Here is a 24,140-nt window from a genome sequence, read left to right as displayed (position 1 = left end):
GTCACAATGAATGTTATTGAAATTAACCATCTTACCAAGACCTATGGGAAATCAAGAGGGATTACTGACATTAGCTTTCATGTGGAAGAAGGCGAGATTTTTGGATTCATTGGCCCAAACGGTGCAGGGAAATCAACCACCATTCGGACCCTCCTGTCGCTGATTTACCCAACCAGCGGCAGTGCTGCCATCTTTGGTAAAGACACCGTTCAATTTGCGCCTGAAATTAAAAAAGAAATTGGTTATTTGCCTTCTGAAGTTTTTTACTATGACAATATGAAGGTTAAGGACCTATTAAAATATTCAGCTAGTTTTTATAAAAAAGATTGCAGTAAAAGAATCAAAGAATTAGCTGCGATTATGGACTTGGATCTTAATAAGAAAATTGATGATCTTTCCTTAGGAAATAAAAAGAAGGTTGGCATTGTTCAAGGGCTGCTCCATGAGCCAAAGCTGATTATTCTCGACGAACCAACTAGCGGCCTTGACCCGCTCATGCAGCAGAAATTCTTTGAGCTTTTAGAAGAAGAAAATAAAAAAGGGGCTACCATTCTTTTTTCATCACACATCCTCAGCGAAGTGCAGCGTTTATGTAACCGGGTGGCAATCATTAAAGAAGGGAAGATTGTTACCGTTGAAAAGATTAGTACCCTGCAAGAAAACAATTATAAGAAGTTTAAAGTGGAAACGAAAGTGCCGCTGGATACGGACCATTTCAATATCAGTGGTGTCAACAATTTAGAAGTCAAAGGCAACATCATCAGCTTTTTATTTAAAGGGAATATTAATGCCATCATGAAAAAACTTGCCGATATTGAACTCGTGAATTTATGGATAGAGGAGCCAGACCTTGAGGAGATCTTTATGCATTATTATGAGAAGGAGGCCTAGAAAACTATGAATATATTTTTTCATGAGTTGAAGGCGTACCGGAAATCAACCATCATCTGGACTGCTTCCTTAGTGCTGATCATTGCTCTGTTTATGTCGTTTTATCCTGCCTTTGCAAAGGATGCAGATGATTTTAAAAAGATCATGGAAGGATATCCTGAGGGGATTAGAAATGCGATCGGTTTTAACCTCGGCAATTTCTTTACGATTTTAGGCTTCTATTGTTTTCCATTATCGTTCATTACCTTGTGCGGGGCGATTCAGGGGATGAACCTTGGCACAAGCATTGTCAGCAAGGAAGTCCGCGAGAAAACGGCTGATTTTCTGTTAACCAAGCCGGTTACGAGGACAGCGGTATTGACATCGAAACTGCTTGCAGCTTTTTTCTCAATTGTCATCACAAATGTCATTTACTTGGTAGTTACAATTATTGTGACATTTCAAGTCAAGACAGACGCTTTCAGTGTAAAAATATTAATTATGCTCTCACTTACTATTTTTTTTATTCAGTTGATGTTCCTTGCGCTAGGAATAATGATTTCAGTCATTGTTCCAAAGATTAAATCTGTCCTTTCCGTTTCACTTACAACCGTATTCGCGTTTTACTTTTTGGGGATGTTTAGCAGCACGACTGGTGAGGAATCGAAACGTTATATTTCGCCATTTAAATACTTTGACACCGCCTATATCATCAAACATTCTGGCTATGAAGTGTCCTTTTTAGTGGCTGGTGCCGTGGTTATCATTTTGGCAGTCGCTGTGAGTTATTTCGTTTATTTAAAAAAGGATATCCATGCTGTATAGCTGTGAAAAGGAGGATTAGGTTATGAATATATTTGTAAAGGAACTGAAATCGTACCGAAAGTCGCTGATTTTTTGGAGCATTGGTGTCTTTCTTATGGTAGCTTCAGGAATGGCTAAATACGCTGCCTATTCCTCATCGGGCCAATCCATCAATGATCTTATCGCTGATTTGCCTAAGTCGCTAAAGGCGGTCATGGGGTTTGGTGTGGTCGATTTATCGAAGATTAGCGGGTATTATTCATTACTGTATATATATTTGTTATTAATGGCGACCATTCATGCGGCGATGCTTGGGGCTTCGATTATTGCGAAAGAAGAGCGTGACAAAACAGCGGAGTTTTTATTCGTCAAACCGGTTTCTAGAACGGAGATTATTACGGCAAAACTATTAGCTGCGTTCACGAATATCGTTATTTTTAATCTGGTTACTTTGATCTCAGCCATAACCCTTATTGAAAAATACAACAGCGCGGGTGAAGCCGTTAATGGTGAAATTGTCCTCACCCAGGTGGGCATGTTTATTTTACAAGTCTTGTTCTTGGTTATCGGCAGTTCGCTGGCAGCCGTAAAAAAGAAACCGAAAACAGCCCCATCGCTGGCAATGGGAATCTTGCTGCTAACGTACATGTTATCAATTGTGATTGATTTGAACGAGGACATGGAAGGAATGAAATATTTTACCCCGTTTAAATATTTCGAAGCTAAGAATCTAATGTTAGGCAGTGGGCTTGAACCTTTATATATTGTTATATCAGTAATCGTAGCTGCCCTATTATTAGCAGTTACCTTCACCTTTTATAAAAAGAGGGATTTGAATGCATGACAAAAGACCGGTATTTAAGGTCTTTTTTTTGTCGAAAAAAACAATTTAAAAAATTATAAATAATTGGTGAATTTAAAATATTTTAGTGATAGAATAAAATTCCACGATTGTAATCTATTAAAATATGGAAATTCTGTAGTAGATTACAATCCTTAAAGGAGGGATGAAACGAGAAATAAAGTAATCTAGCAGGTTACATATGATTTGAAAATTAGGGGGAAAAACGATGGTAAATTGGAAGAATGTCCTTGGGACATCACTATTATCAACCGGTCTTGTAGTTAGTTCCTTCGCACCAGCTGCATTTGCGAAGACTACAAATGTTTCAAAAGTCCCATACGCCAATGTTTTACAAACTTCAGAAGGATCAACCCTGCCATTCCTCGGCAAGCACACTGGTGGTCCTTTTGATATTGGTCTAGTAAATGATGAAAAAGTTCTTAAACTATTAATTGATCAAGGTATTGTGAGCAAAAAAGCCTCTCCTCAAGAGCAGCAAAAACAAATGAATGCTTATTTTGCAAAACGTGCAAAACAGGCCGATGTTGTAGGTACGAACCAACAAGAAGTGAAAAATATTCGTACTCAATTGCAAGAAAAGGCTGGTTTAAAAATAAAAGATGCAAAGGTTCCAAAAGCAAAAGCGGCGAATGCAGCCGATGCTGCTGCTGTTACTTCTTCTAAAGTAGATCCAATCAAAAAGGAATCATGGGATGGTCCAGTGGCAAAGGATAATGTACTTGTTTTACTAATAGATTATCCAGATGCGCCTCATAGTACAATTAAACCAGAGGAGGGTGCCGTTCTTTACTATGACGATTATTCTCAACAACATTATGAAGATATGATTTTTGGTAAAGATGGCTATACTGGCCCGGATGGTCAAAAACTACCTTCAATGAAACAATTCTATGAAGCACAGTCAGGCGGCAGTTACACGGTTGAAGGCCAAGTTTCTAAATGGTATACGGCCAGCCAGCCAGCCAAGTATTATGGTGAAAACGTTCCAGCGCCAGATGGAAATGATGCACGTCCACGTTCATTAGTTAGAGAAGCTCTTGCCCAAGCAGCACAAGATCCTGAAATTAACTTACAGGACTATGATCTTAAAGATGAGTTCGACTTAGATGGTGATGGCAATTACAGTGAACCGGATGGAATTATTGACCACTTAATGGTTGTTCACTCCGGTATTGGTGAGGAAGCCGGAGGCGGTTCACTTGGCGGCGATGCGATTTGGTCTCATAGCTCGTCACTTACTCCGATCCAAACTATCCCAAACTCAACATCATCTTCAGATAATTTTGGTGGAAAGATGATTGCATTCGGATATACAATTGAACCGGAAGATGGCGCAGCAGGTGTATTTGCGCACGAATTTGGTCATGACTTAGGTCTACCTGATGAATATGACACAATGTATACAGCTAATTCAGTTGGTGCTCCAACTGAATATTGGACAATCATGTCAGCTGGAAGTTGGGCTGGTAAAATCAACGGAACAGAACCAACAGGCTTCAGTCCATATGATAAAGAATACTTACAATCAACAATGCCAGGATCAAACTGGTTTAAAGGTGCTGAATATAACCTATCTGACCTAACAGATGGACAAACGGTTAAATTAGACCAAGCAAATGACAAAGGTACAAACCTTGATGCTGTGAAAATTAACCTTCCAAATAAGGAAACTACTATCAATACTCCGGCAAGCGGCCAGTATGAGTACTTTAGCGGAAGTGCAGATGAGATTGATCAGTCAATGAAAACTGAGATTGATCTAACAGGTAAAACATCTGCACAATTAACCTTCAAAACATGGTATAACATTGAAGAAGCCTACGACTATGCCTTTGTTGAAGTAAAGGCAGAAGACGCAACAGATTATGTTTCTATTCCAGGGAATATCACAACCGATGATAATCCAAATGAAGCAAATCCAGGAAACGGAATCACAGGCGACTCTAAGGGATGGGTAGATGCTACATTTGACCTTTCTGCATATGCAGGTAAAAAAGTGTCTCTTCAATTCCATTATGTAACTGATGCTGGGGTTTCTATGCCTGGTTTCTATGTAGATGATGTGAAAGTAACTGCTGATGGCACGGATGTATTTACAGACGATGCTGAAGGTGCAACGTCACCATTTACATTCGCTGGCTTCGAGAAGAATAATGGTATTAAATTATCAACTCAATACTATTTAGCTGAGTGGCGTACTCATGCGGGTACAGACAGCGGACTAGCAGCTACTTCTCGCGGAAATTCTGTATTAACGCATGATCCAGGTCTTGTTCTTTGGTATGTTGACAACAAATATACTGATAACTGGGTAGGAGATCATCCGGGCGATGGTTTCTTAGGAGTTGTTGATGCTCACCAAGAAGTAGCTTTATGGAAAGACACCAATATCGGTCAATTGCCAACTTACTCGGGTCCTGCTACTACAAGATACCAAATTCATGATGCAGCGTTCTCTTTAAATCAAACAGCTAAGATGTCCCTTGAATACAATGGCGGCGGATATTTAGGCTTAGATGCGCAGCCAGCTGTAGCTACGTTTGACGACTCAAGAGTTTATAACAATCCTTTACTAGCTTATGCTGGCCGTAACGTGCCAAACTATGGCCTGAAGATTCACGTTGTTGGTCAAGCGGATGATATGTCTGTTGGAGCGATTGAAATTCATACAGATAAAGTGAACACAATTAATATTAATCCATTAAGCAAAACTACTTACTCAAACCATGCGGGACATAAAGAAGTAACTGTTTCAGGTAACGTACATCTTGACGGTACTGGTGACAATGTTGCCCTTAAATATGAACTAGTTAATAAAAATGGCAAAGTTGTTTTAACTGAGTCTGAAACGTTAACAGGTCTGGTTGAATCATTTGAACGTACACTCACATTACCAAACAGTGCAACTGGTAATTATGTTGTAAAAGTAACAGCTACAGATGAAGATGGAAATGCTGTTTCTGGACAAACTTCATATGCAGTTGACAATAATGCACCAACCGCTTCTGTTGCTCCTAATGGCAGCACAACACCTGCTAAAGCAGTTGCTGCTAAAGTAACTGTGAAGGATGCTGAAGCTAGCTCGCTTCAATATGTATGGTCTCAAACTGCTGCCGCCCCTGCATCAGGCTGGAGCAAGTTCACAAATGGCAGTACATTAAAGCTTTCAGGTAAAAATGGCCATTGGTACTTACATGTTCGTGGCGTAGATGCAGTTGGCAATGCGTTAAAATGGACTTCCAAATCGTTCATGTTGGATAATGCGGCACCAGGCACCCCAACTGTGTACGAAGTAAAAGACTATGATAAGAAAGTAACTGGTAAGGCTGAAGCTGGATCCAAAGTTACAGTCAAAGCTGGTTCAACGACTGTAGGTACTGCTTATGCTGATAAATATGGTAAATTCAGCGTTACATTAAAGAAAGCTCTTAAAGCAAAAACAGTTGTTAGGGTAACAGCAACTGATAAAGCTGGAAATGTAAGCAAAACTGCTACTACAACAGTAAAAGACAAAACAAAGCCTGGTAAACCTTCCGTTAAGAAAGTTGACAGCAATTATTTGAAAGTAACTGGTAAAGCAGAAGCAGGCGCAACTGTAACGGTTAAAGCTGGTTCAAAAACACTTGGTTCAGCTGTTGTAAATTCTAAAGGTGAATACAGTGTGAAGCTGAAAAAGGCTCTTAAAACAGGAACTGTTTTAACAGTAACTGCAAAAGATAAGGCTGGTAACACTAGCGCTTCAACAAAAGTTAAAGTTGTAAAGAAATAATTAACCATCTTTACATGGTTATACCCCTGAAGAATTCTTCAGGGGTATTTCTTGTATTTTGATTTACTATATTGCACTTTCTAATGAATGGTAAATTTTAAGCTTACTTTTGCTGGTTCCTCTTTTGCCAGCAAAATAAAGGTGATGGAATATGTTCCTTTTGGCAGGTTTTTAATCGTTTCTGTATAAATCAAATCACCCTTCGGTTTAAGGAATTCCTCCCTAGGAAGCTTAGGATTTTGTTGTTCCTTCGATAATTGTTTAACAACCGTACCATTGCTTGATTTTAATATATAGTCATACGGTTGGATGGTTTTAAAATGGAGTGTCAATGGATGGTCTAAGGAGTTTTTTATCTTGAATTGAAATTCAGCTCCCTCCCCCTTAACTGTATTGGTTAAGCTAGATTCTACTAACTTTCCTTTTGTGACAGAGCCTGGTTGATTTTCAATGGGCTGGGTATTTGTGGTGCTGGCAGACTCTTCTTGGGAAGACATTGATTGATTGGAGTTGTTCGATTTTGGAGCAAGACCTTCCTGTTGGGAACAACTAGTAATGAATAATAGCATGACTAGAAATAGGCCTGGCATCATTAGATTTTTCATATTCAACCCTCTCCTTTTGTAATTAGACGAACAATCTTTATATGGGTTTCACCACTTTTGTGGTAAAGAATAAAGCCCAGATTCTTTTTAGAATCTGAGCTTTATGTTCTAACTTCGGCATATCTCCATGTTCTTACTTTTCACTAGACATTTTCACAAGGGTAATAATATCACTTGAAAGCTTGCTGTAGGATGGATTTTTCGCCTTGATATTGGCTTTGATTCCATCAATCAGCGTCAACGCTTTAGGGTTTGTAATCGTTAAAACCTGAACATTACCGTTAAAAGCCTTATCAATCACTTCTTTTGCTCGATCCAGATTATCGTCATTATTTAACTTATCTGGGTCCACTCCATCAAGATTCCCCTTTCCTGAGGAGCCGGAGGTGCTTTTTAACACCTTATTTTGAAGTTCATCATAACGAGTTGAAGTGGCTTCTTGTTTGGCACGAGCCAAAATAACAGTGTCATCAAGGACGAAAACCTTTATCCCAGGGATGCCCTCCCCAGATAGGCGTGATTCCAAATGAGAGGATATCCCGCCGTCATGAAGGCTGGAACTGCCAATCAAACTATAAACATTTGTGCCTACCCCTTCGGTTGTTTGGCTGTTCCGATTGGTTGTACTTTTCTTGGCTCTGTCGACACTTGGAATCACATTGACACTATTTTGGTTATGGACATGTCCATTTCCTTTGTTGTTCACTGACTGATCATGATAGTTGATATTTTCTGCAGCCCCTACTTCATTTTCCTTTATTCCGTTTTGACTTGCACAAGCTGTTAGCATCATTACCGCACCAAAGAACGGGAAGCCCCAGATTTTCCATTTTCGTTTCAACATAAAGATGCCTCCTTTTTTTAAAATTATTTTCTCCGCTGCTATTTCTAAGTATTAGTGGATTATTTTGGGAACATATTAAAATTAGTTGATTGAGAATAATGTCGAAAAATCATGGAGGTTTAAAAATGGCTGAAGAACACAAACAGAATCCTGAAACTTTATCAAGAAGGAAGTTTTTACGTAATACAGGCTTCACTGTTGGCGGTCTAGCTGTTGGTGGTGTATTGGGCAGTCTCATCCCTCGAAATAATGAAAAACAACAGAAAGCACCACCGCCTGAGGCAGAAAATTTCAATCAGGCACTGATGTATTTTACACCTGAACAATATCAACTAACCGAGGCTGCAACGGAACGGATTTTTCCTGAGGATGAGTCCGGACCGGGTGCGAAAGCCCTTGGGGTAGCTTTCTTCATTGATCACCAGTTAGCTGGTGATTGGGGCTTTAATGCTCGGGAATATATGCAGGCTCCTTTTTATAAAGGAGAAAAAGTCCAAGGATATCAAGGCCGCTTAAGGCGCAGGGATGTTTTTGATATTGGACTAAGGGAACTTCAAAATCACAGTATGGCGGTCCATAAGAAAAAATTCACGGAACTAAAAGGGGAAGAACAGGATGCCATTCTGAGTGATTTTGAACAAGATAAGGTGAATTTGACCACCATTTCTCCAAGTGGATTCTTCCAATTACTTAGGAGCGCAACGCTAGAAGGAGCCTATAGTGACCCGCTCTATGGAGGAAATAAAAATATGAATGGCTGGAAAATGCGGAACTATCCAGGCAGCCAAATGGCTTACACAGATATTATTGAAAAAGACTTCAAAAAAATAAATCCACAAAGCTTAAAAAATCATTTAAATCACTAAGAAAAGCGGAAGCGCCCGTTTAGCGGCGTATGGCCTGGAGCACTCCAACCGAGATAAAGGAAACACGAAGAGCGTAGCGATTCGATGTTGACTTATCGTAGGGCGGAGAGCGAAGGACACTAGCCGCTGGACGCTGGAGCTAGACATTAAGAAAAGCGGAAGCGCCCGTTTAGCGCTAGAGCTAGACACTAATAAAAGAGGAAGCTAACTAAGAAGAGGCAGGTGGCAGCGATGGCAAGGAAATTACCGAAAGTGGATGTAGTGATTGTTGGTGTAGGTTGGGCAGGTGGGATCATTGCTTCTGAACTGACCAAAAAGGGACTGAAAGTCGTTGGTTTGGAAAGAGGTAAGGAACGCAAAACGGAAGATTACTTTATGGTTCATGACGAACTTCGTTATGCATTACGATATGGAATGATGCAAGATCTATCGAAAGAAACGATTACTTTCCGAGGAAATGAAAGAATTCGTGCCTTGCCGATGCGGCAGTACGGTTCGTTTTTGCTTGGCGATGGTCTAGGAGGTTCGGGAGTCCACTGGAACGGACAGACTTTCCGCTTCTTGCCCTACGATTTTGAAATCTATAGCAAAACAGTCGAAAGGTATGGGAAAAATAAAATTCCAGCCGGGATGACCATCCAGGATTGGGGCATTACCTATGATGAACTAGAACCCTATTATGATAAATTTGAAAAACTGACCGGTATTTCCGGGGAAGAGAATCCGCTTGCTGGTAAACGGTCGGATAAGTATCCTACGCCGCCAATGAAAAAGTCGCCGCCGCTGAAGATGTTTGAGGAAGCGGCGAAAAAGTTGAAGTTGCACCCGTATATGATGCCATCTGCGAATCTTTCAGAATCCTACAAGAATCCAGACGGAGTGTCTCGGGCAGCCTGTCAATATTGCGGATACTGCGAGCGCTTTGGATGCGAATATGGAGCAAAGGCAGATCCGGTGGTGACCGTTATTCCGGTCGCCCACAAAACAGGCAATTTTGAAATAAGAACCCATTCCAATGTCAGAAGAATCCTAAAAAAGGGCGATAAAGTAACCGGGGTTTTGTACACGGATGTGACTACCGGTGAGGAAATTGAGCAGCCGGCTGATATTGTCGTCATGACTAGTTATGTGTTTAATAATATCCGTCTATTATTAATGTCGGATGTAGGTAAAGCCTATGATCCGCAAACGGGCAAAGGTGTCATTGGGAAAAATTATGCGTATCAAGTTATCAAAGGAAATGCGGTTGGCTTTTTTGATGATAAGGAGTTTAATACCTTTGCAGGGGCAGGATCGCTTGGCATGGTTTTGGATGACTATAATGGGGATAATTTTGACCATTCTAAGGTTAATTTTATCCATGGCGGAATGGTATCACTCAGCCAAACGGGCATGAGGCCGATTCAAAATAACCCTGTTCCTGGCGGCAAACCAACCTGGGGAAAAGAATTCAAGGAGAAGTCGGTCAAATATGCGAACCGCTTTTTATCCGTAGGTGCCCAAGGTTCCTCCATGCCTTTTCAACACCATTACCTGGACCTTGACCCAACCTATAAAGATGCTTATGGAGATCCATTAATTCGCATCACCTTTGATTTTGAAGATCAAGATCGAAATCTGGCCAAGTTCCTTGCCTCGAAATGTGCAGATGTCCTAAAAGAAATGGGAGCAGATCATATTGATACAATGAAGGATTTAGGTCCATATGATATCACGACCTATCAATCCACTCACAATACTGGCGGGGTCATCATGGGGGCTGATCCTGCAACCTCGGCAGTAAATAAGTATTTGCAAATGTGGGATTATGATAACTTGTTTGTTGTAGGGGCAACTGCGTTTCCGCACAATTCCGGTTATAATCCTACCGATACAGTCGGTGCATTAGCCTACCGTGCGGCTGAAGGCATTCTTAAATATCGTGATAAAGGCGGGCAAGTGGTTTAAATTCTTTTCAAAATTGGATTTAATCATCTCAATAGTGTTAATATAGAAAAATGAATTGGAAATAGGAGGAGAAAAAATGACAACTGTAAACGATAACAATACCCTGCCGCCAAAAACTTGCTCGGTCGATCGCTTAGTAACGATGGAAGCCGATGTGAAGAAAGTTCTTGCGGGTGAAAAAACAGCGACACGCCGTAATGGCCGCTATGCAGACCCTGGTGAAATCATGACACTAGAAGGCCGTGATTTTGTGGTCGATCGCGTTTATTCCCAAGCATTAGGTGAACTAACAGATGACGATGCCCGCCGCGAGGGCTTTGAGACGGTTGAAGAGTATAAACAGTCGATCCTAAGCTATCACCCTGGCATGCCTTGGCTGCCGCAAATGCGAGTTTGGGTGCATGAGTTCAGCCCTGTTCAAAAGTAGATAAATCAGACAAGTGGTCCATTCATCAATGGACCGCTTTTTTTATGGGCATACCAAGAAAATAGCAGGTCAATTAGTTGGTTAATCATGGGAAAAAAATTTATAATATTTCTAGAGAGGGATTTCCGACAGGCTGGAGTGATAGGATGGGATTTTTATCAAAATACATAAAGACATACTGGAAATCTTTTAGCATAGCGGTTCTATTTCTTACGTTGGAGGCCCTAAGTGATTTATTGCAGCCCACCATTATGGCGAAAATTATTGATGAAGGGGTAGCTAACAGGGATATTCATTATGTGTTGAAAATGGGTGGTGTGATGCTGCTCATTACAGCCGGCGGCGCTGTGGCTGCTTCGACTAGAAGCGTGGTGGCTAGTATTGTTTCTCAAAACTTTGGGACCCAGTTAAGATCGGACCTATTTAAAAAAATTCAAATGCTTTCATTTAAAAATATTGATAAATTTGACCGCGCCTCATTGGTGACAAGGCTGACCAATGATGTAACTCAGGTTCAGGTGTTTGTCAACGGGTTAATGAGAATTTTCGTGAAAGCTCCGTTACTCGCAATCGGCGGGTTGATTATGGCGACGCGGTTAAACTTGCAGCTCTCGGTTGTTCTGGCTGTAGTGGTCCCGATTGTTGCCTTGTTAATTATTTTTAACCTGCGATTAGGCTTTCCCCGCTTTTCTTGCGTCCAAAAAGCGCTGGACCGGGTGAACAGTGTGATGCGAGAGTACTTATCCGGTGTCAGGGTGGTGAAAGCCTTCAACCGGTTTGATGTCGAGGGTGATAAGTTTAAAGTGGTGAATGACGAATATAAACGGCAATCAATCGCAGCGAACCGCTTGATGGCCACCTTTAGCCCGCTGATTATGTTAACGGTCAATCTTGGTATTGCCGCTGTCCTTTGGATCGGCGGAAACGGCGTAAATACTGGTGATATTCAAGTCGGACATATTATAGCCTTTATCAACTATATGACGCAAATCTTATTTTCGCTGATGATGATTTCCATGGTTTTTAATATGTTTGTTAGAGCCAAAGCCTCCGCTGGGAGAATCAATGAAATATTTTTGCAAGAGGAGCACTCAACTTGGAAGGAACGGGCAGACGAACCTTTTACGGAAAAAGGACGAATCGAATTTGAGGATGTTTCTTTTTCTTATGAAGGTGGTGTGGGCGATCCTGTTTTAAAAAATATTAATCTCACTATTCTTCCGGGAGAAACGGTTGGCATCATTGGTTCAACCGGATCGGGGAAAAGTACGCTCGTCGGACTGATCCCCCGCTTTTATGATATTGTGAGCGGTACGATTAAGGTCGATGGTGTGGATAGTAAACGGGTAGACCCAAAGATTTTACGAGAGAAAATTGCAATGGTGCCGCAGAAGAATATTTTATTCACGGGCAGTGTCGCAGAAAATATTCGCTGGGGGAAAGAAGACGCAACCGATGCGGAAGTGATAGCTGCCGCGACCATCGCAGGGGCCCATGATTTTATCGAGGAATCTCCGGAAGGTTACCAAACGAGAATTGGTCAAGGCGGCGTTAATTTTTCAGGCGGACAAAAGCAGCGGATTTCGATTGCCCGGGCGTTAGTGAAAAAGCCAGAAATATTGATACTTGATGATAGTACAAGTGCGGTGGACGTCGCGACAGAAGCAAAAATCAAGGAAGCCCTGAAGAAATATGCGAAGGGGCTCACATGCTTGTTGATTGCACAGCGGATCACTTCGATTATCGATGCTGATAAAATCGTTGTCCTCGACCATGGCAAGCTAGTTGGCGTGGGAACCCATCAGGATCTATTGAAGGATTGCCGCGTCTACAAGGAAATCTATCAATCACAAGTCGGTAAGGAGGTGTCGCCTTAATGTCAAAGGAAAACGTACAGGCCGCCTCCACCCCGCCGCCGATAAGACCAGGAGGATTTGGCGGTGCCCATCGCCGTGGACCCGGCCCTGTTGTGAAGCCGAAGAACTTCAAAGGCACACTTAAAAGGCTGTGGGAATACTTCGGTGAAGAACGAAAAATGCTTTCGGTCATTTTTATTTTTATCGTGGTCGATTCCGCATTGATGCTGCTCGCCCCCTTCCTGATTGGAAAAGCAATTGATGCAATGAGCAGTCAGGGCGGCAAAGTTGATTTTAGCTTTCTTGAGGTGATGATTGTCATTTTGATCGCTGCCTATGTGACCGACAGTCTGCTTACTTTTTTACAAGGCTGGCTGATGGCAGGTGTATCGCAGCGGATTGTCAAACGCTTAAGGGATGCTCTTTTTAAAAAATTGCAAAGATTGCCGGTATCGTTTTTCGATGCTCGTTCACACGGAGAGTTAATGAGCAGGCTTTCCAACGATGTGGATAATGTGAGTAACACCATCTCTCAATCGACGACGCAATTAATGTCTGGATTGGTCATCATTACCGGGTCATTAATATTGATGCTCTTTATTAGCCCGTTATTAACGCTGGCCAGCTTAATCACTGTACCACTTGTCTTTTTATTGACGAGGACGATTGCGAAACGGACCAGTGTTTTCTTTAAAGACCAACAAGTCGAGTTGGGAAAATTAAATGGACATATTGAGGAAACCATTTCTGGAATTGAAATTGTTAAAGCTTTTAATCATGAGGGAAAGGTCATCGAAGAGTTCGAGCTGGTCAATACGAAACTGCGTGAGGTCGGCCTTAAGGCGCAAATCTGGTCTGGGTTTTTGATGCCAATCATGAACGTAATTAATAACCTAGGCTTTGCCGTTGTCGCTGTGGTAGGCGGAATTCTAGCGGTGAAAAGCATCATCACGATTGGGGCGATTGCCAGTTTCATAACCTACTCGAGGCAATTTGTCCGACCGCTTAATGATTTGGCGAACATTTTCAACATCCTTCAGTCCGGTGTTGCCGGGGCGGAGCGTGTCTTTGAAATCATTGATGAACAAGAGGAACCGCTTGACCATCCACAGGCCATTCGTTTGGAAAATCCAAGCGGACATGTTGTTTTTGAAAATGTTAGTTTTGGGTATCGGCCGGATGTTCCCATTTTAAAAAATGTCAGCTTTGAAGCGGATATCGGCAGCAGTACCGCCCTCGTTGGTCCAACTGGTGCGGGAAAAACAACGATCGTAAACCTGCTGACGAGATTTTATGATGTGACCGGCGGCCGCATTCTGCTTGATGGTCATGATATTCGTGAGTACACTCGTGATAGTTTGCGGAGATGCTTTGGATTTGTTCTCCAGGATACATACTTATTCTCAGGAACCATCAAGGAAAACATCAAGTATGGAAATGCGCAGGCCACTGACGACGAGGTCGAGCGTGCGGCGATGATGGCCAATGCCGACACGTTTATTAAGCGGCTGCCTAATCAATATGAAACGGTCTTAACCGAAAATGGCGGCAATTTAAGTCAAGGGCAGCGGCAGCTGTTAGCGATAGCCAGAGTAATCCTGGCGAAGCCTGCTTTGCTTATCTTGGATGAGGCAACGAGCAGCATTGATACGCGAACCGAGTTACATATTCAAGAGGCCTTGCTATCCTTGATGGAGAACCGGACCAGTTTCATCATTGCCCACCGCCTCAACACGATTCAGGGTGCTGATACCATCATGGTCATCGACCACGGGGAAATCATCGAGAACGGTAATCACGAGGAATTAATGAGCCAAAAAGGTAAATATTATAGTATGTTTTATAATCAATTCAAAAATGTGGAAGCGGATTTAGAATGAGGTGGAGACTGGGGGACCAGTCTCTTTTTTGTGCTCTATATAGCCTTCATTGCCTGTAGAGACTGTTTTTTTGAATAAATGGTTGATGCCCCCCATTTCATGTCCCTTCCTAATAAAATCCCAAAACCCTCTATCAAAAAACGACACTAAATAATGACAACTGTAAAGACACCTGATAGAATACTAATGATTAATAGAATTATTCTGTACCTAATCTTAAGGAATATAGGGAATAATGTTAAAAATAGCTATGAATTTAGGGGGATCGACATGAACAACAAAAAGGAAATATCGGGCCGGAAATTGCTAGGTATTGCCGGGATGGGCTGGATGTTCGATGCCATGGACGTCGGCATGCTTTCATTCATCATCGCAGCCTTAAAAGTAGAATGGAATCTAACACCTGGACAGATGGGCTGGATTGGAAGTATCAATTCAATCGGGATGGCCGTTGGTGCCCTTGTTTTTGGCCTAATGGCAGATAAAATTGGCCGAAAAAATGTATTTATCATCACCTTATTATTATTTTCAATCGGTAGCGGTCTTTCCGCCCTTACAACCACACTAGGAGCCTTTTTAGCACTAAGATTTTTCATTGGCGCAGGTCTTGGCGGGGAACTACCGGTTGCCTCGACCTTGGTATCAGAAAGTGTCCCTGCTGAAAAACGCGGCAGAGTGGTTGTATTACTGGAGAGTTTTTGGGCAGGAGGATGGTTAGTATCCGCCCTTATTTCCTACTTTATCATCCCAAAATATGGCTGGCAGATTGCTTTAATTATTAGTGCTATCCCTGCTTTGTATGCCTTATATTTACGAATGGGGTTACCTGACTCGCCACGCTTTGCGGCATTAAAGAAGAGTGAAAGAATCTCTGCTTTTCAAAGTTTTGCAAAGTTATGGTCGAAGGAGTATCGCCGTCAGACTGCGATGCTGTGGATCGTCTGGTTTTGCGTCGTCTTTTCCTATTATGGGATGTTCCTATGGCTCCCAAGTGTGATGGGGATGAAGGGCTTTAGTTTAGTAAAAAGCTTTGAATATGTGTTAATAATGACCTTGGCACAGCTGCCAGGTTACTTCACGGCCGCATGGTTTATCGAAAAGTTCGGGCGGAAATTTGTCCTTGTCGTTTATCTACTCGGAACAGCAGTCAGCGCCTATTTCTTTGGAACGGCGGATTCTACCGCCCAATTGCTGACAGCAGGTATCCTGTTATCATTCTTTAATCTTGGAGCCTGGGGAGGACTTTATGCTTATTCACCAGAACAGTACCCAACGATCATTCGTGGAACGGGTACAGGGATGGCTGCTTCGTTTGGACGGATTGGCGGGGTTCTAGGGCCATTATTGGTTGGGTCGCTGGTGACAAAAAACGTGTCGATATCAACCATCTTCACGATTTTCTGTATCGCCGTCCTTGTTGGTGCTCTTTCGGTCCTCTTTTTGGGAAAAGAAACGAAAAGAAAAGAATTAGTATAATAATTTTAGCTATAGAGATTCCTTAATTTGGAGTCTTTTTCTTTTATTGTAAATAGGGAAACGTATTTAACTAAAATATTTGAAAAACAGTACTTTTCCACTGAATAAAAGCAAATCCTTTTCGACTTTAGTGAAATAAAGAGTTTGTTCAGATAAAACAGTATATTTACCATATTGCAAATTATTTTAAAATAATGTACAATACCACTAGACGAACCCCTAAATATTTTGTACAATGTTTTCAGAATATTATCTTTTTTTAAAACAGTTAGACAAAAGTAGTTGGGAAAATTTCCAAGAGAATTAGGGGGAAAGTCATGAGGAAGAGAAAATTAGCTGGTGTATTTATGTCTTTTATGGTAGCAGCAGGGGTGTTGGCAGGATGTAACTCAAGTACTAGTGGGGATGGGGAAAAAGGCGGAGATATTAAAATTGGTGCCAACCTCGAACTATCTGGTGGAGTAGCTTCGTATGGTCAGTCAGCAAAAGAAGGTATTGAATTAGCCATCGAAGAAATCAACAAAGAAGGTATTAATGGCAAAAAGTTAAAATTAGTGACAGTCGACAATAAGTCGGATGCTGCTGAGGCAACAAATGGTGCACTAAAACTTGCCACCCAAGATAAAGTAGTGGCAATGATTGGTGCAGCAACAAGTACAAACACACTTGCTCAAGTACAGATTGCTCAAGATAACAAAATTCCATTAATCACACCAACTGCAACAAACGCTACGATCACAAGTAAAGACGGAAAGCTAAATGACTTTGTCTTCCGTACATGCTTTATCGACCCATTCCAAGGGACAGTTGCCGCGAACTTTGCAACCAATGATTTAAAGGTTAAAAGTGCAGCTGTTTTAATTGACAGCTCAAGTGACTACTCTAAAGGTCTTGCAGCTTCTTTCAAAAAGAATTTTGAAGCCAATGGCGGGAAAATTGTTAAAGAAGAAGCATATGTGGCAAAGGATACAGATTTCCGTGCTACTTTAACAAATATTAAAGCAGCAAATCCAGAATATATCTTTGTTCCTGGTTTCTATGAAGAAGTTGGGTTAATTATCAAACAAGCTCGTGAGCTTGGCTTAAATGTACCAATCATGGGTGGTGACGGCTGGGATTCTCCTAAACTAGTAGAAATCGCTGGGGCACCAACACTTAATAACACATTTATTACGAACCACTACTCTTCAGGTGATAGTGATAAGAAGGTTCAAGAATTCGTTGCTGCATTCAAAGCAAAATACGATGGTAAATCACCGGATGCCTTTACAGCTCTAGGTTATGACACAGTATACTTCCTTGCAGATGCGATTAAGCGTGCTGGAAGCAGTGAATCTAGTAAAATTCAAAAGGCACTTGAAGAAACGGATGGATTAGAGCTTGTATCAGGTAAAGTGAAGCTTGATAAAAACCATGACCCAATCAAAGCCGCTGTTATCCTTGAGTATAAGAACGGTGAACAACAATTTAAGACAAAGATCAACCCTTAATAGAAAAGCGGAAGCGCCTTGCCCAGGGGCGTGAGTCTAGACGAGCCGGCGAGAAGGTTGCTCTATAACCTTCTTGACGGATTGGCTTATGACCCCGAGCCCCTAGGCGCTGCAGCTAGACAAATAGAAAAGCGGAAGCGCCTTAGAGCTGACGCTAGCTCAATTGTATCTGCTAGACAAATTTTCATAGTTTGCCAAAGGGATAGGGAGCGTAACGTCTCCCTATTCCACTTTCTAAAAGAAATGTAAGTTTCCCACTATGCAAACGTTGTTTAATTGTATTTAAAAAAAGATTCGTTGAAGTCGGTCCAGAGGAGTGTAAGACATATGGAATTAATACAGCAGCTTGTCAATGGAATTTCCTTGGGCAGTATTTATGCACTAATCGCCCTTGGGTACACAATGGTATACGGTATTGTAAAACTAATTAACTTTGCCCATGGGGATGTCTTCATGGTTGGTGCATTTATAGGTTTTTATTCCATTACTATTCTTGATTTAGGATTTTTCCCAGCATTACTTATTTCAATGGTTGCCTGTGCAATCTTCGGTGTATTAATTGAGAGGATCGCCTATAAACCTCTCCGAAATGCAACCAGAATCGCTGCCCTTATTACAGCGATTGGGGTTTCGTTGTTTATCGAGTACGGAACCATTTATATTCGCGGTGCTCAGCCGGAAGCTTATCCAGATGGAATCGTTCCACTAAAAACCCTTGAGATTTTAGGGGTAAAAATCAGCGGTCAGTCCATCCTTATTTTAGGAACATCCGTCATCTTAATGATTTTGCTTCAATTTATCGTGCATAAAACAAAAATTGGTAAAGCCATGCGTGCTGTATCACATGACATGGATGCCGCAAGACTAATGGGAATCAATGTAAATAACACGATTTCAGCAACTTTTGCAATCGGATCTGCCCTAGCAGGAGCAGCGGGCGTAGTCTTTGGAGTTTACTATACAAAAATTGAGCCGTTAATGGGAATTATCCCAGGGCTTAAAGCGTTTGTCGCAGCTGTTTTAGGTGGAATTGGAATTATCCCTGGCGCAATGACCGGCGGTTTATTGTTAGGGGTTATTGAGTCACTTGTAAGTGCTGCAGGTTACTCTCTATGGAGAGACGGTGTAGCATTTGTTGTTCTTATCTTAATTTTGATTTTCCGTCCAGCAGGTTTATTTGGTAAAAATATCAGGGAAAAGGTGTAAGGAGGTCTTTAAGCAATGACAATGTTAAAACAAGCAAAATTTTTCTGGACCTCGATCGTTTTAGCCGTTGTATTTGCGGTCGTCATGCAATTTTTAATTAATGGTGGTTCATTGAATCAGTTTTATGTAAATACGCTATTTTTTATTGGTATTAATATTATTCTTGCAGTAAGCCTTCATTTAATTATTGGTATTACCGGACAGTTTTCGATTGGACATGCCGGGTTCCTAGCCGTTGGTGCCTATGCCTCAGCCATTATGACAATGAAATTAAGCCTTCCATTTCCAGTGGCCCTTCTTGTCGGCGGTGTAGCTGCAGCAGTAGCCGGTCTCATTATTGGGATTCCATCCCTTCGATTAAAGGGTGATTATCTAGCGATTGCCACACTTGGATTCGGAGAGATTGTGAGAATTGTCTTCTTAAATATTGATTACGTCGGTGGAGCAAGCGGCATGACTGTCTCCCACTTTACCACATGGCCATGGCTGATCGGCTGTGTTATTCTAACCATTGTAGTGATTGCGAACTTTACGAATTCGACTCATGGACGAGCATGTATTTCAATCAGAGAAAATGAAATTGCTGCCGATGCGATGGGGATTAATACAACCTACTATAAGGTAACAGCTTTTGCCATCGGTGCGTTTTTTGCTGGAATTGCCGGTGCATTATATGCACATAACTTTTATATTATCCAGCCAACAAACTTTGGCTTTTTGAAATCATTTGATATTTTAATCTTTGTCGTTCTAGGCGGCTTAGGAAGTATGTCAGGAGCAGTCATTGCTGCGATCCTGTTAACGATTATCTCAACCTATCTATCTAGCTATCCAGAGGTTCGGATGGTTATCTACAGCCTTGTCCTAATTGTGATGATGCTTTTCCGTCCACAAGGTCTGCTTGGAACAAAAGAAATTACCTCATTCTTTAAAGTTGGTAAGGCAGCTAAAGGAGGAGTACAGCATGACAACAAAAAAACAGTTGCTTAAAGTTGAAAATGTCGGGATCCGTTTCGGCGGTTTAAAAGCTGTATCAGATGTAAACGTGGTATTAAATCAGGGTGAACTCGTTGGTTTAATTGGCCCCAATGGTGCAGGGAAAACCACATTTTTTAACTTGCTGACAGGTGTCTATGTTCCAACGGAGGGAACCATCTCGTTAACAGGCGATAAACTTAATGGCTTAGCACCGTATAAAATCACCAAAAAGGGAATCAGCCGGACATTCCAAAACATCCGCTTGTTTAGTGATCTGTCTGTTCTCGATAATGTAAAAGTTGCTTATCATTCACTGGCAAAGCATTCGATGGTAAGCTCGATCTTCCGCTTTCCAACTCACTTTACTGGTGAGAGGGAAATGGAAGAAAAGGCCATTGAGTTCTTGAAAATCTTTAAGTTGGAAAATGTGATGCATGAAAAGGCGAAGAACTTACCGTACGGTCAGCAGCGTCGCCTCGAAATTGCCCGGGCATTGGCAGCCGGCCCCAAATTATTGCTGCTTGATGAACCTGCTGCCGGAATGAATCCACAGGAAACAGAAGAATTAATGAACTTAATTGCGTTAATTCGTGAGAAGTTTTCATTAACAATCCTCTTAATTGAACATGATATGGGCCTTGTAATGGGTGTGTGTGAGCGCATCTATGTGCTTGACCATGGTCAATTAATTGCGGATGGGACACCAGAACAAATCAGAAATAATCCAAAAGTCATCGAAGCCTATCTTGGAGAGGAGGTCTCCTAATGCTAAAAGTGAATGATATAAATGTTTATTATGGTAATATTCACGCGTTGAAGGGTGTTTCCCTCGAGATCAATCAAGGAGAAATTGTTACATTGATTGGTGCCAATGGTGCCGGGAAAAGTACGCTTTTACAAACCATATCCGGACTATTGAAGCCAAAAAGTGGTGAAGTATTGTTTGAGAGTGAACATGTAGCCGGTAAGGTCCCGCAATCAATTGTAAAACGGGGAATTTCACAAGTACCGGAAGGCCGCCGCGTGTTCGCGAACATGTCAGTGGAGGAGAACCTTGAATTAGGTGCGTACTTAAGGAAAGATAAAAAGGGAATTCAAGAAGATTTTGAAAAGGTGTATCAACTGTTCCCACGGTTGTTAGAGCGTAAAAAGCAGCAATCTGGGACCCTTTCAGGCGGGGAGCAGCAAATGCTAGCGATGGGACGAGCATTAATGGCTAGGCCGCGTTTATTATTGTTAGATGAGCCGTCCATGGGTCTTGCGCCGCTATTAGTAAAAACGATTTTCAAGATTATTGAGGAAATCAATAAAACGGGCACAACAATTCTATTAGTAGAGCAAAACGCCAATATGGCCCTCTCGATTGCCGACCGTGCTTATGTTATTGAAACAGGAAAAATTGTCGCTTCTGGTACAGCTGCAGAACTTAACTCAAGCGACCAAATTAGAAACGCCTATCTTGGCGGACACTAAAATCGAAAAGCGGAAGCGTCTTGCCCAGGGGCGACAGGCATAAGACGAGCCGGCTTGAAGGTTGCTTTTTAACCTTCAGGACGGATTGGCTGTAGACCTGCGAGCCCCTAGACGCTGGAGCTAGACATCACAAAAAGGAGTTGGGGACCCCCAACTCCTTTTTATATTATATTTTCATTTTCCGTTGTTCAGGATCTAGCCGGAATTGCCGGCGGCGCTTTGGCTGCATTAGATGTCTAATCTTGTTCGCGTAATCTTCATACAACTGTTCCAATCCTACTAATGATAGTGAAAAGAAGTTAGCATAATTCTTTTGGACTTCCCACTTTAACTCGTTCTTTCCACAAATACTATATTTATTTAGCTCTTCTATTTCTACCCGAATCTTCGCCAATTCAATTCCTTGCTGCTCTTCAGGAAGCGAGAGAACATGGTCTATCTTTTCAATATAATGAATCGATTTCTCAATCTTCCAATTAATTTCATGATACCCTTCTACATCAATCAGCTCAAATTTTAATTTAAATTCATTTAGTAGTTTAGCAGATTCATAGGTCGAATTCACAATATCATCACGGGTCATATCCTTCGTTTCATAGCTGAGCATATGCTTCCAAGAAGGTTGAGTGATCGCCTTGCGGTGGTCCTCAAGGGTATGGCAGAACTTTTTATAGCCGTGCAGTTCTGGATGTTCAAAGGCTGGGCTGGCAGGGTCAAGGAACGGTGCAAGCGGTGCGACAAAATAGAAAATCCGTTTGTCCTGATCACAGGCAAGATGAATCTTTTCACAGAAATCAATGTTTTCTAAGGCGCTGTCATACGTTTGTCCTGGAATTCCAACCATGAAGAATAAATCGATTTTTTTGCAGCCGTGCTTTAAGGCAAACTGGAGCGTATCGATGACTTTGGAGTTGGTACAATTAAATTTCCCATTATAGTGTCTAATCTTTTCATCATGGGTTTCAAGCGTGATCTCAATACTATATTTTGGAACACTTTCATTCATTTGCTTAAAGAACTCTTCATCGGCATACTGGAATAATTCAAACACGACTTCATTTTTAAGATTGAGTTCTTTCAGGCGGCTAAAGAACTCTTTGACATATTCACGTCCACCCTGGCGCAAATCATGGAGGATAAAAATGGGTGCCCGGCTAAACCGGGAAATGAATTTAATATCTTCAATGAGCTTTTCAGGTGACCGTAAGGCGAGCGCACCACGGTTGCAGTTCTGATTATAAGCATCCTTCGAACCACCGCATATCAGGCAGTTTTGTGAGCAGCCCCGCGCCGTCAATAAGGCGGTATTTGGGTACTGCAGCCAGCCATTGTAGGGCAGCGGGTCAAGGAAGTTCCGATATTTAAAGACCGAGCGTATCGCATAGCGATATCCTGGCACATCCAGATCATCTAAATCCTTTGGTACATAGGTAAGGGGATTGCAGCCAATATCGCGGCCCTTCTTCCACGTTAAATTGGGGATGTCAGCATAGTGGGTATTTCCTTGTTCGATTTTATTCATCAATAGCAGCATCAGTTTTTCGGTGGAATCGCCGCGCATCACAAAATCGATACAGGGATATTCTATCAATTCCTTATGATAATAGGTCGAAGACAGGCCGCCAAAGATCACCGGGATATCAGGATGCAGCCTTTTAACCACTTTGGCTAATTCGATACTGCCGTGTGCATGTGGAAGCCAGTGTAGGTCAATCCCGAAGGCCCTTGTTTGGACGTTCTTTAACTTTGCTTCGACATCAAATTTGTCACTCATGAGCATTCGATTGGCGATATTAATGATTTTTACTCGTAGACCGTACCTTTCCAGGTATTCCGCGATACTGGTAATGCCAATTGGGTACATCTCAAATACGGGTGATGAGGGAACTACATCGCTGATGGGGCCGGCAAGCAGGGAGTTTTTTCGAAAATCATAAACGCTTGGTGCATGCAAAAGGACTAAATCGTATTTCATTTATTTCACCTCATGGAAAATAGGATAGAAACATCATCTTTCATAGGCTTAAAAAGATCGTATGTGAAGTATGGAATATACGATTTTTTTAAGGAAGATATTATCTATTTTGGAAATGAAAGTAATTTATTATTGTTGATTTTAGTGTACTATAATAATTGTTTATTAGAGTGACAAATGGGTGACAGATTTTGTGTGATTTTGTGTAAATCCTGCTAAACCTGTATGCTTGAAACTAGTTTAGAGTCTTCAAAGTCAGGGAGGAATGATAACGTGGCACAAGCAAAAACGAATGCGATGCGCATTTTAGATGCAAAAAAGGTCAGCTATGACATGCTTACCTATGATCATAAAGACGGAAAAATTGACGGTGTCTCTGTAGCCGAAAAAGTAGGCAGGGATCCTAAGGAAGTCTATAAGACGCTCGTGGCACAGGGCGTCAGCAAGAATATTTATGTCTTTGTTATTCCGGTTGCTGAAGAATTGGATTTAAAAAGGGCGGCAAAGGCAGCTGGTGAAAAGAATATGGAAATGCTCCCCGTCAAGGATATTCAGAAATGGACAGGATATATCCGCGGCGGCTGTTCACCAATTGGTATGAAAAAGGAGTATAAGACATTTATAGATGAACAAGCAAGGGATCTGGATACCATCATTGTCAGTGCCGGGAAAATTGGTGTCCAAATTGCTTTAGCCCCTTCCAGCTTGCAAGAGGTCACAAAAGCTGACATTGTCCCAATCATTAAGTAAGATTTTTTTCCTAGGCACTCACCTATAGGTGGCAATCGCATAAGATAGGGTGAAATTAT

Annotated in this window: 19 protein-coding genes; 16 read left to right on the top strand and 3 right to left on the bottom strand. The window is 41.7% G+C overall.

Features of this window, described 5'->3' with window-relative positions; translation table 11 throughout:
* Positions 1–6 precede the first annotated feature (6 nt).
* The 4 genes from ACE198_RS02955 to ACE198_RS02940 all read left to right on the top strand — a co-directional run bounded on the left by ACE198_RS02955 (position 7) and on the right by ACE198_RS02940 (position 6,308).
* Positions 7–891: an ABC transporter ATP-binding protein gene (locus ACE198_RS02955; protein WP_375374661.1), complete on the top strand. Its 885-nt coding sequence runs from the start codon at positions 7–9 to the stop codon at positions 889–891.
* 6 nt (positions 892–897) lie between these two features.
* A complete protein-coding gene (locus ACE198_RS02950; protein WP_375374660.1) occupies positions 898–1,695 on the top strand; it encodes an ABC transporter permease subunit in 798 nt (265 codons plus the stop codon).
* A 22-nt stretch (positions 1,696–1,717) separates the two neighbouring features.
* Entirely contained in the window at positions 1,718–2,518 is an 801-nt protein-coding gene (locus tag ACE198_RS02945) for an ABC transporter permease subunit (RefSeq protein WP_375374659.1), read from the top strand.
* Between the two features lie 226 nt (positions 2,519–2,744).
* Positions 2,745–6,308 (top strand): immune inhibitor A domain-containing protein, encoded by a 3,564-nt coding sequence (locus ACE198_RS02940; RefSeq protein WP_375374658.1) that lies wholly within the window; start codon positions 2,745–2,747, stop codon positions 6,306–6,308.
* Positions 6,309–6,388: 80 nt separating this feature from the next.
* Here the strand turns inward: ACE198_RS02940 and ACE198_RS02935 are convergent, their stop codons facing one another.
* Complete coding sequence (locus tag ACE198_RS02935) at positions 6,389–6,913, bottom strand: BsuPI-related putative proteinase inhibitor (RefSeq protein WP_375374657.1); 525 nt, start codon at positions 6,911–6,913, stop codon at positions 6,389–6,391.
* Between the two features lie 133 nt (positions 6,914–7,046).
* On the bottom strand, positions 7,047–7,757 hold the full coding sequence (locus ACE198_RS02930) for a hypothetical protein (RefSeq protein ID WP_375374656.1): 711 nt from the start codon (positions 7,755–7,757) through the stop codon (positions 7,047–7,049).
* A 125-nt stretch (positions 7,758–7,882) separates the two neighbouring features.
* Here ACE198_RS02930 and ACE198_RS02925 point away from each other — a divergent pair, with 125 nt between their 5' ends.
* From ACE198_RS02925 to ACE198_RS02875, 11 genes are all read left to right on the top strand, one after another.
* Complete coding sequence (locus tag ACE198_RS02925) at positions 7,883–8,623, top strand: gluconate 2-dehydrogenase subunit 3 family protein (RefSeq protein WP_375374655.1); 741 nt, start codon at positions 7,883–7,885, stop codon at positions 8,621–8,623.
* A 231-nt stretch (positions 8,624–8,854) separates the two neighbouring features.
* Positions 8,855–10,570 carry a GMC family oxidoreductase gene (locus tag ACE198_RS02920; protein WP_098571603.1) on the top strand — a complete coding sequence of 572 codons (1,716 nt, stop codon included), beginning with the start codon at positions 8,855–8,857 and terminating at the stop codon, positions 10,568–10,570.
* 76 nt (positions 10,571–10,646) lie between these two features.
* The gene (locus tag ACE198_RS02915) at positions 10,647–10,997 is read left to right on the top strand and encodes an ASCH domain-containing protein (RefSeq protein WP_026568122.1); all 351 of its coding nucleotides are present in this window, start codon (positions 10,647–10,649) and stop codon (positions 10,995–10,997) included.
* 146 nt (positions 10,998–11,143) lie between these two features.
* Positions 11,144–12,874: an ABC transporter ATP-binding protein gene (locus tag ACE198_RS02910; protein WP_375374654.1), complete on the top strand. Its 1,731-nt coding sequence runs from the start codon at positions 11,144–11,146 to the stop codon at positions 12,872–12,874.
* A complete protein-coding gene (locus tag ACE198_RS02905) occupies positions 12,874–14,733 on the top strand; it encodes an ABC transporter ATP-binding protein (RefSeq protein ID WP_375374653.1) in 1,860 nt (619 codons plus the stop codon). Before ACE198_RS02910 ends, ACE198_RS02905 begins: the two co-directional genes overlap by 1 nt.
* 270 nt (positions 14,734–15,003) lie before the next feature.
* Positions 15,004–16,209 (top strand): MFS transporter, encoded by a 1,206-nt coding sequence (locus tag ACE198_RS02900; RefSeq protein WP_375374652.1) that lies wholly within the window; start codon positions 15,004–15,006, stop codon positions 16,207–16,209.
* A gap of 317 nt (positions 16,210–16,526) precedes the next feature.
* Entirely contained in the window at positions 16,527–17,699 is a 1,173-nt protein-coding gene (locus tag ACE198_RS02895) for an ABC transporter substrate-binding protein (RefSeq protein ID WP_098571598.1), read from the top strand.
* 327 nt (positions 17,700–18,026) lie between these two features.
* Positions 18,027–18,905 (top strand): branched-chain amino acid ABC transporter permease, encoded by an 879-nt coding sequence (locus ACE198_RS02890; RefSeq protein ID WP_375374651.1) that lies wholly within the window; start codon positions 18,027–18,029, stop codon positions 18,903–18,905.
* A 15-nt stretch (positions 18,906–18,920) separates the two neighbouring features.
* Positions 18,921–19,895, top strand: a complete 975-nt coding sequence (locus tag ACE198_RS02885; protein WP_375374650.1) for a branched-chain amino acid ABC transporter permease — start codon at positions 18,921–18,923, stop codon at positions 19,893–19,895.
* The gene (locus ACE198_RS02880) at positions 19,870–20,649 is read left to right on the top strand and encodes an ABC transporter ATP-binding protein (RefSeq protein ID WP_375374649.1); all 780 of its coding nucleotides are present in this window, start codon (positions 19,870–19,872) and stop codon (positions 20,647–20,649) included. Before ACE198_RS02885 ends, ACE198_RS02880 begins: the two co-directional genes overlap by 26 nt.
* The gene (locus tag ACE198_RS02875; RefSeq protein WP_098571594.1) at positions 20,649–21,356 is read left to right on the top strand and encodes an ABC transporter ATP-binding protein; all 708 of its coding nucleotides are present in this window, start codon (positions 20,649–20,651) and stop codon (positions 21,354–21,356) included. Before ACE198_RS02880 ends, ACE198_RS02875 begins: the two co-directional genes overlap by 1 nt.
* A 166-nt stretch (positions 21,357–21,522) precedes the next feature.
* Here ACE198_RS02875 and ACE198_RS02870 read toward each other — a convergent pair whose 3' ends face one another.
* Positions 21,523–23,331, bottom strand: a complete 1,809-nt coding sequence (locus tag ACE198_RS02870) for a TIGR04190 family B12-binding domain/radical SAM domain protein (RefSeq protein ID WP_375374648.1) — start codon at positions 23,329–23,331, stop codon at positions 21,523–21,525.
* A gap of 273 nt (positions 23,332–23,604) precedes the next feature.
* Here ACE198_RS02870 and ybaK point away from each other — a divergent pair, with 273 nt between their 5' ends.
* Positions 23,605–24,081, top strand: coding sequence for a Cys-tRNA(Pro) deacylase (gene ybaK / locus ACE198_RS02865; protein ID WP_375374647.1), 477 nt, complete (start codon positions 23,605–23,607; stop codon positions 24,079–24,081).
* Positions 24,082–24,140: the final 59 nt, after the last annotated feature.

This window comes from Neobacillus sp. KR4-4, assembly GCF_042136325.1.
Lineage (GTDB): Bacteria > Bacillota > Bacilli > Bacillales > Cytobacillaceae > Neobacillus.
The sequence above is the reverse complement of the archived record's forward strand: the minus strand, read 5'-3'. Positions and strand labels throughout refer to the sequence as shown.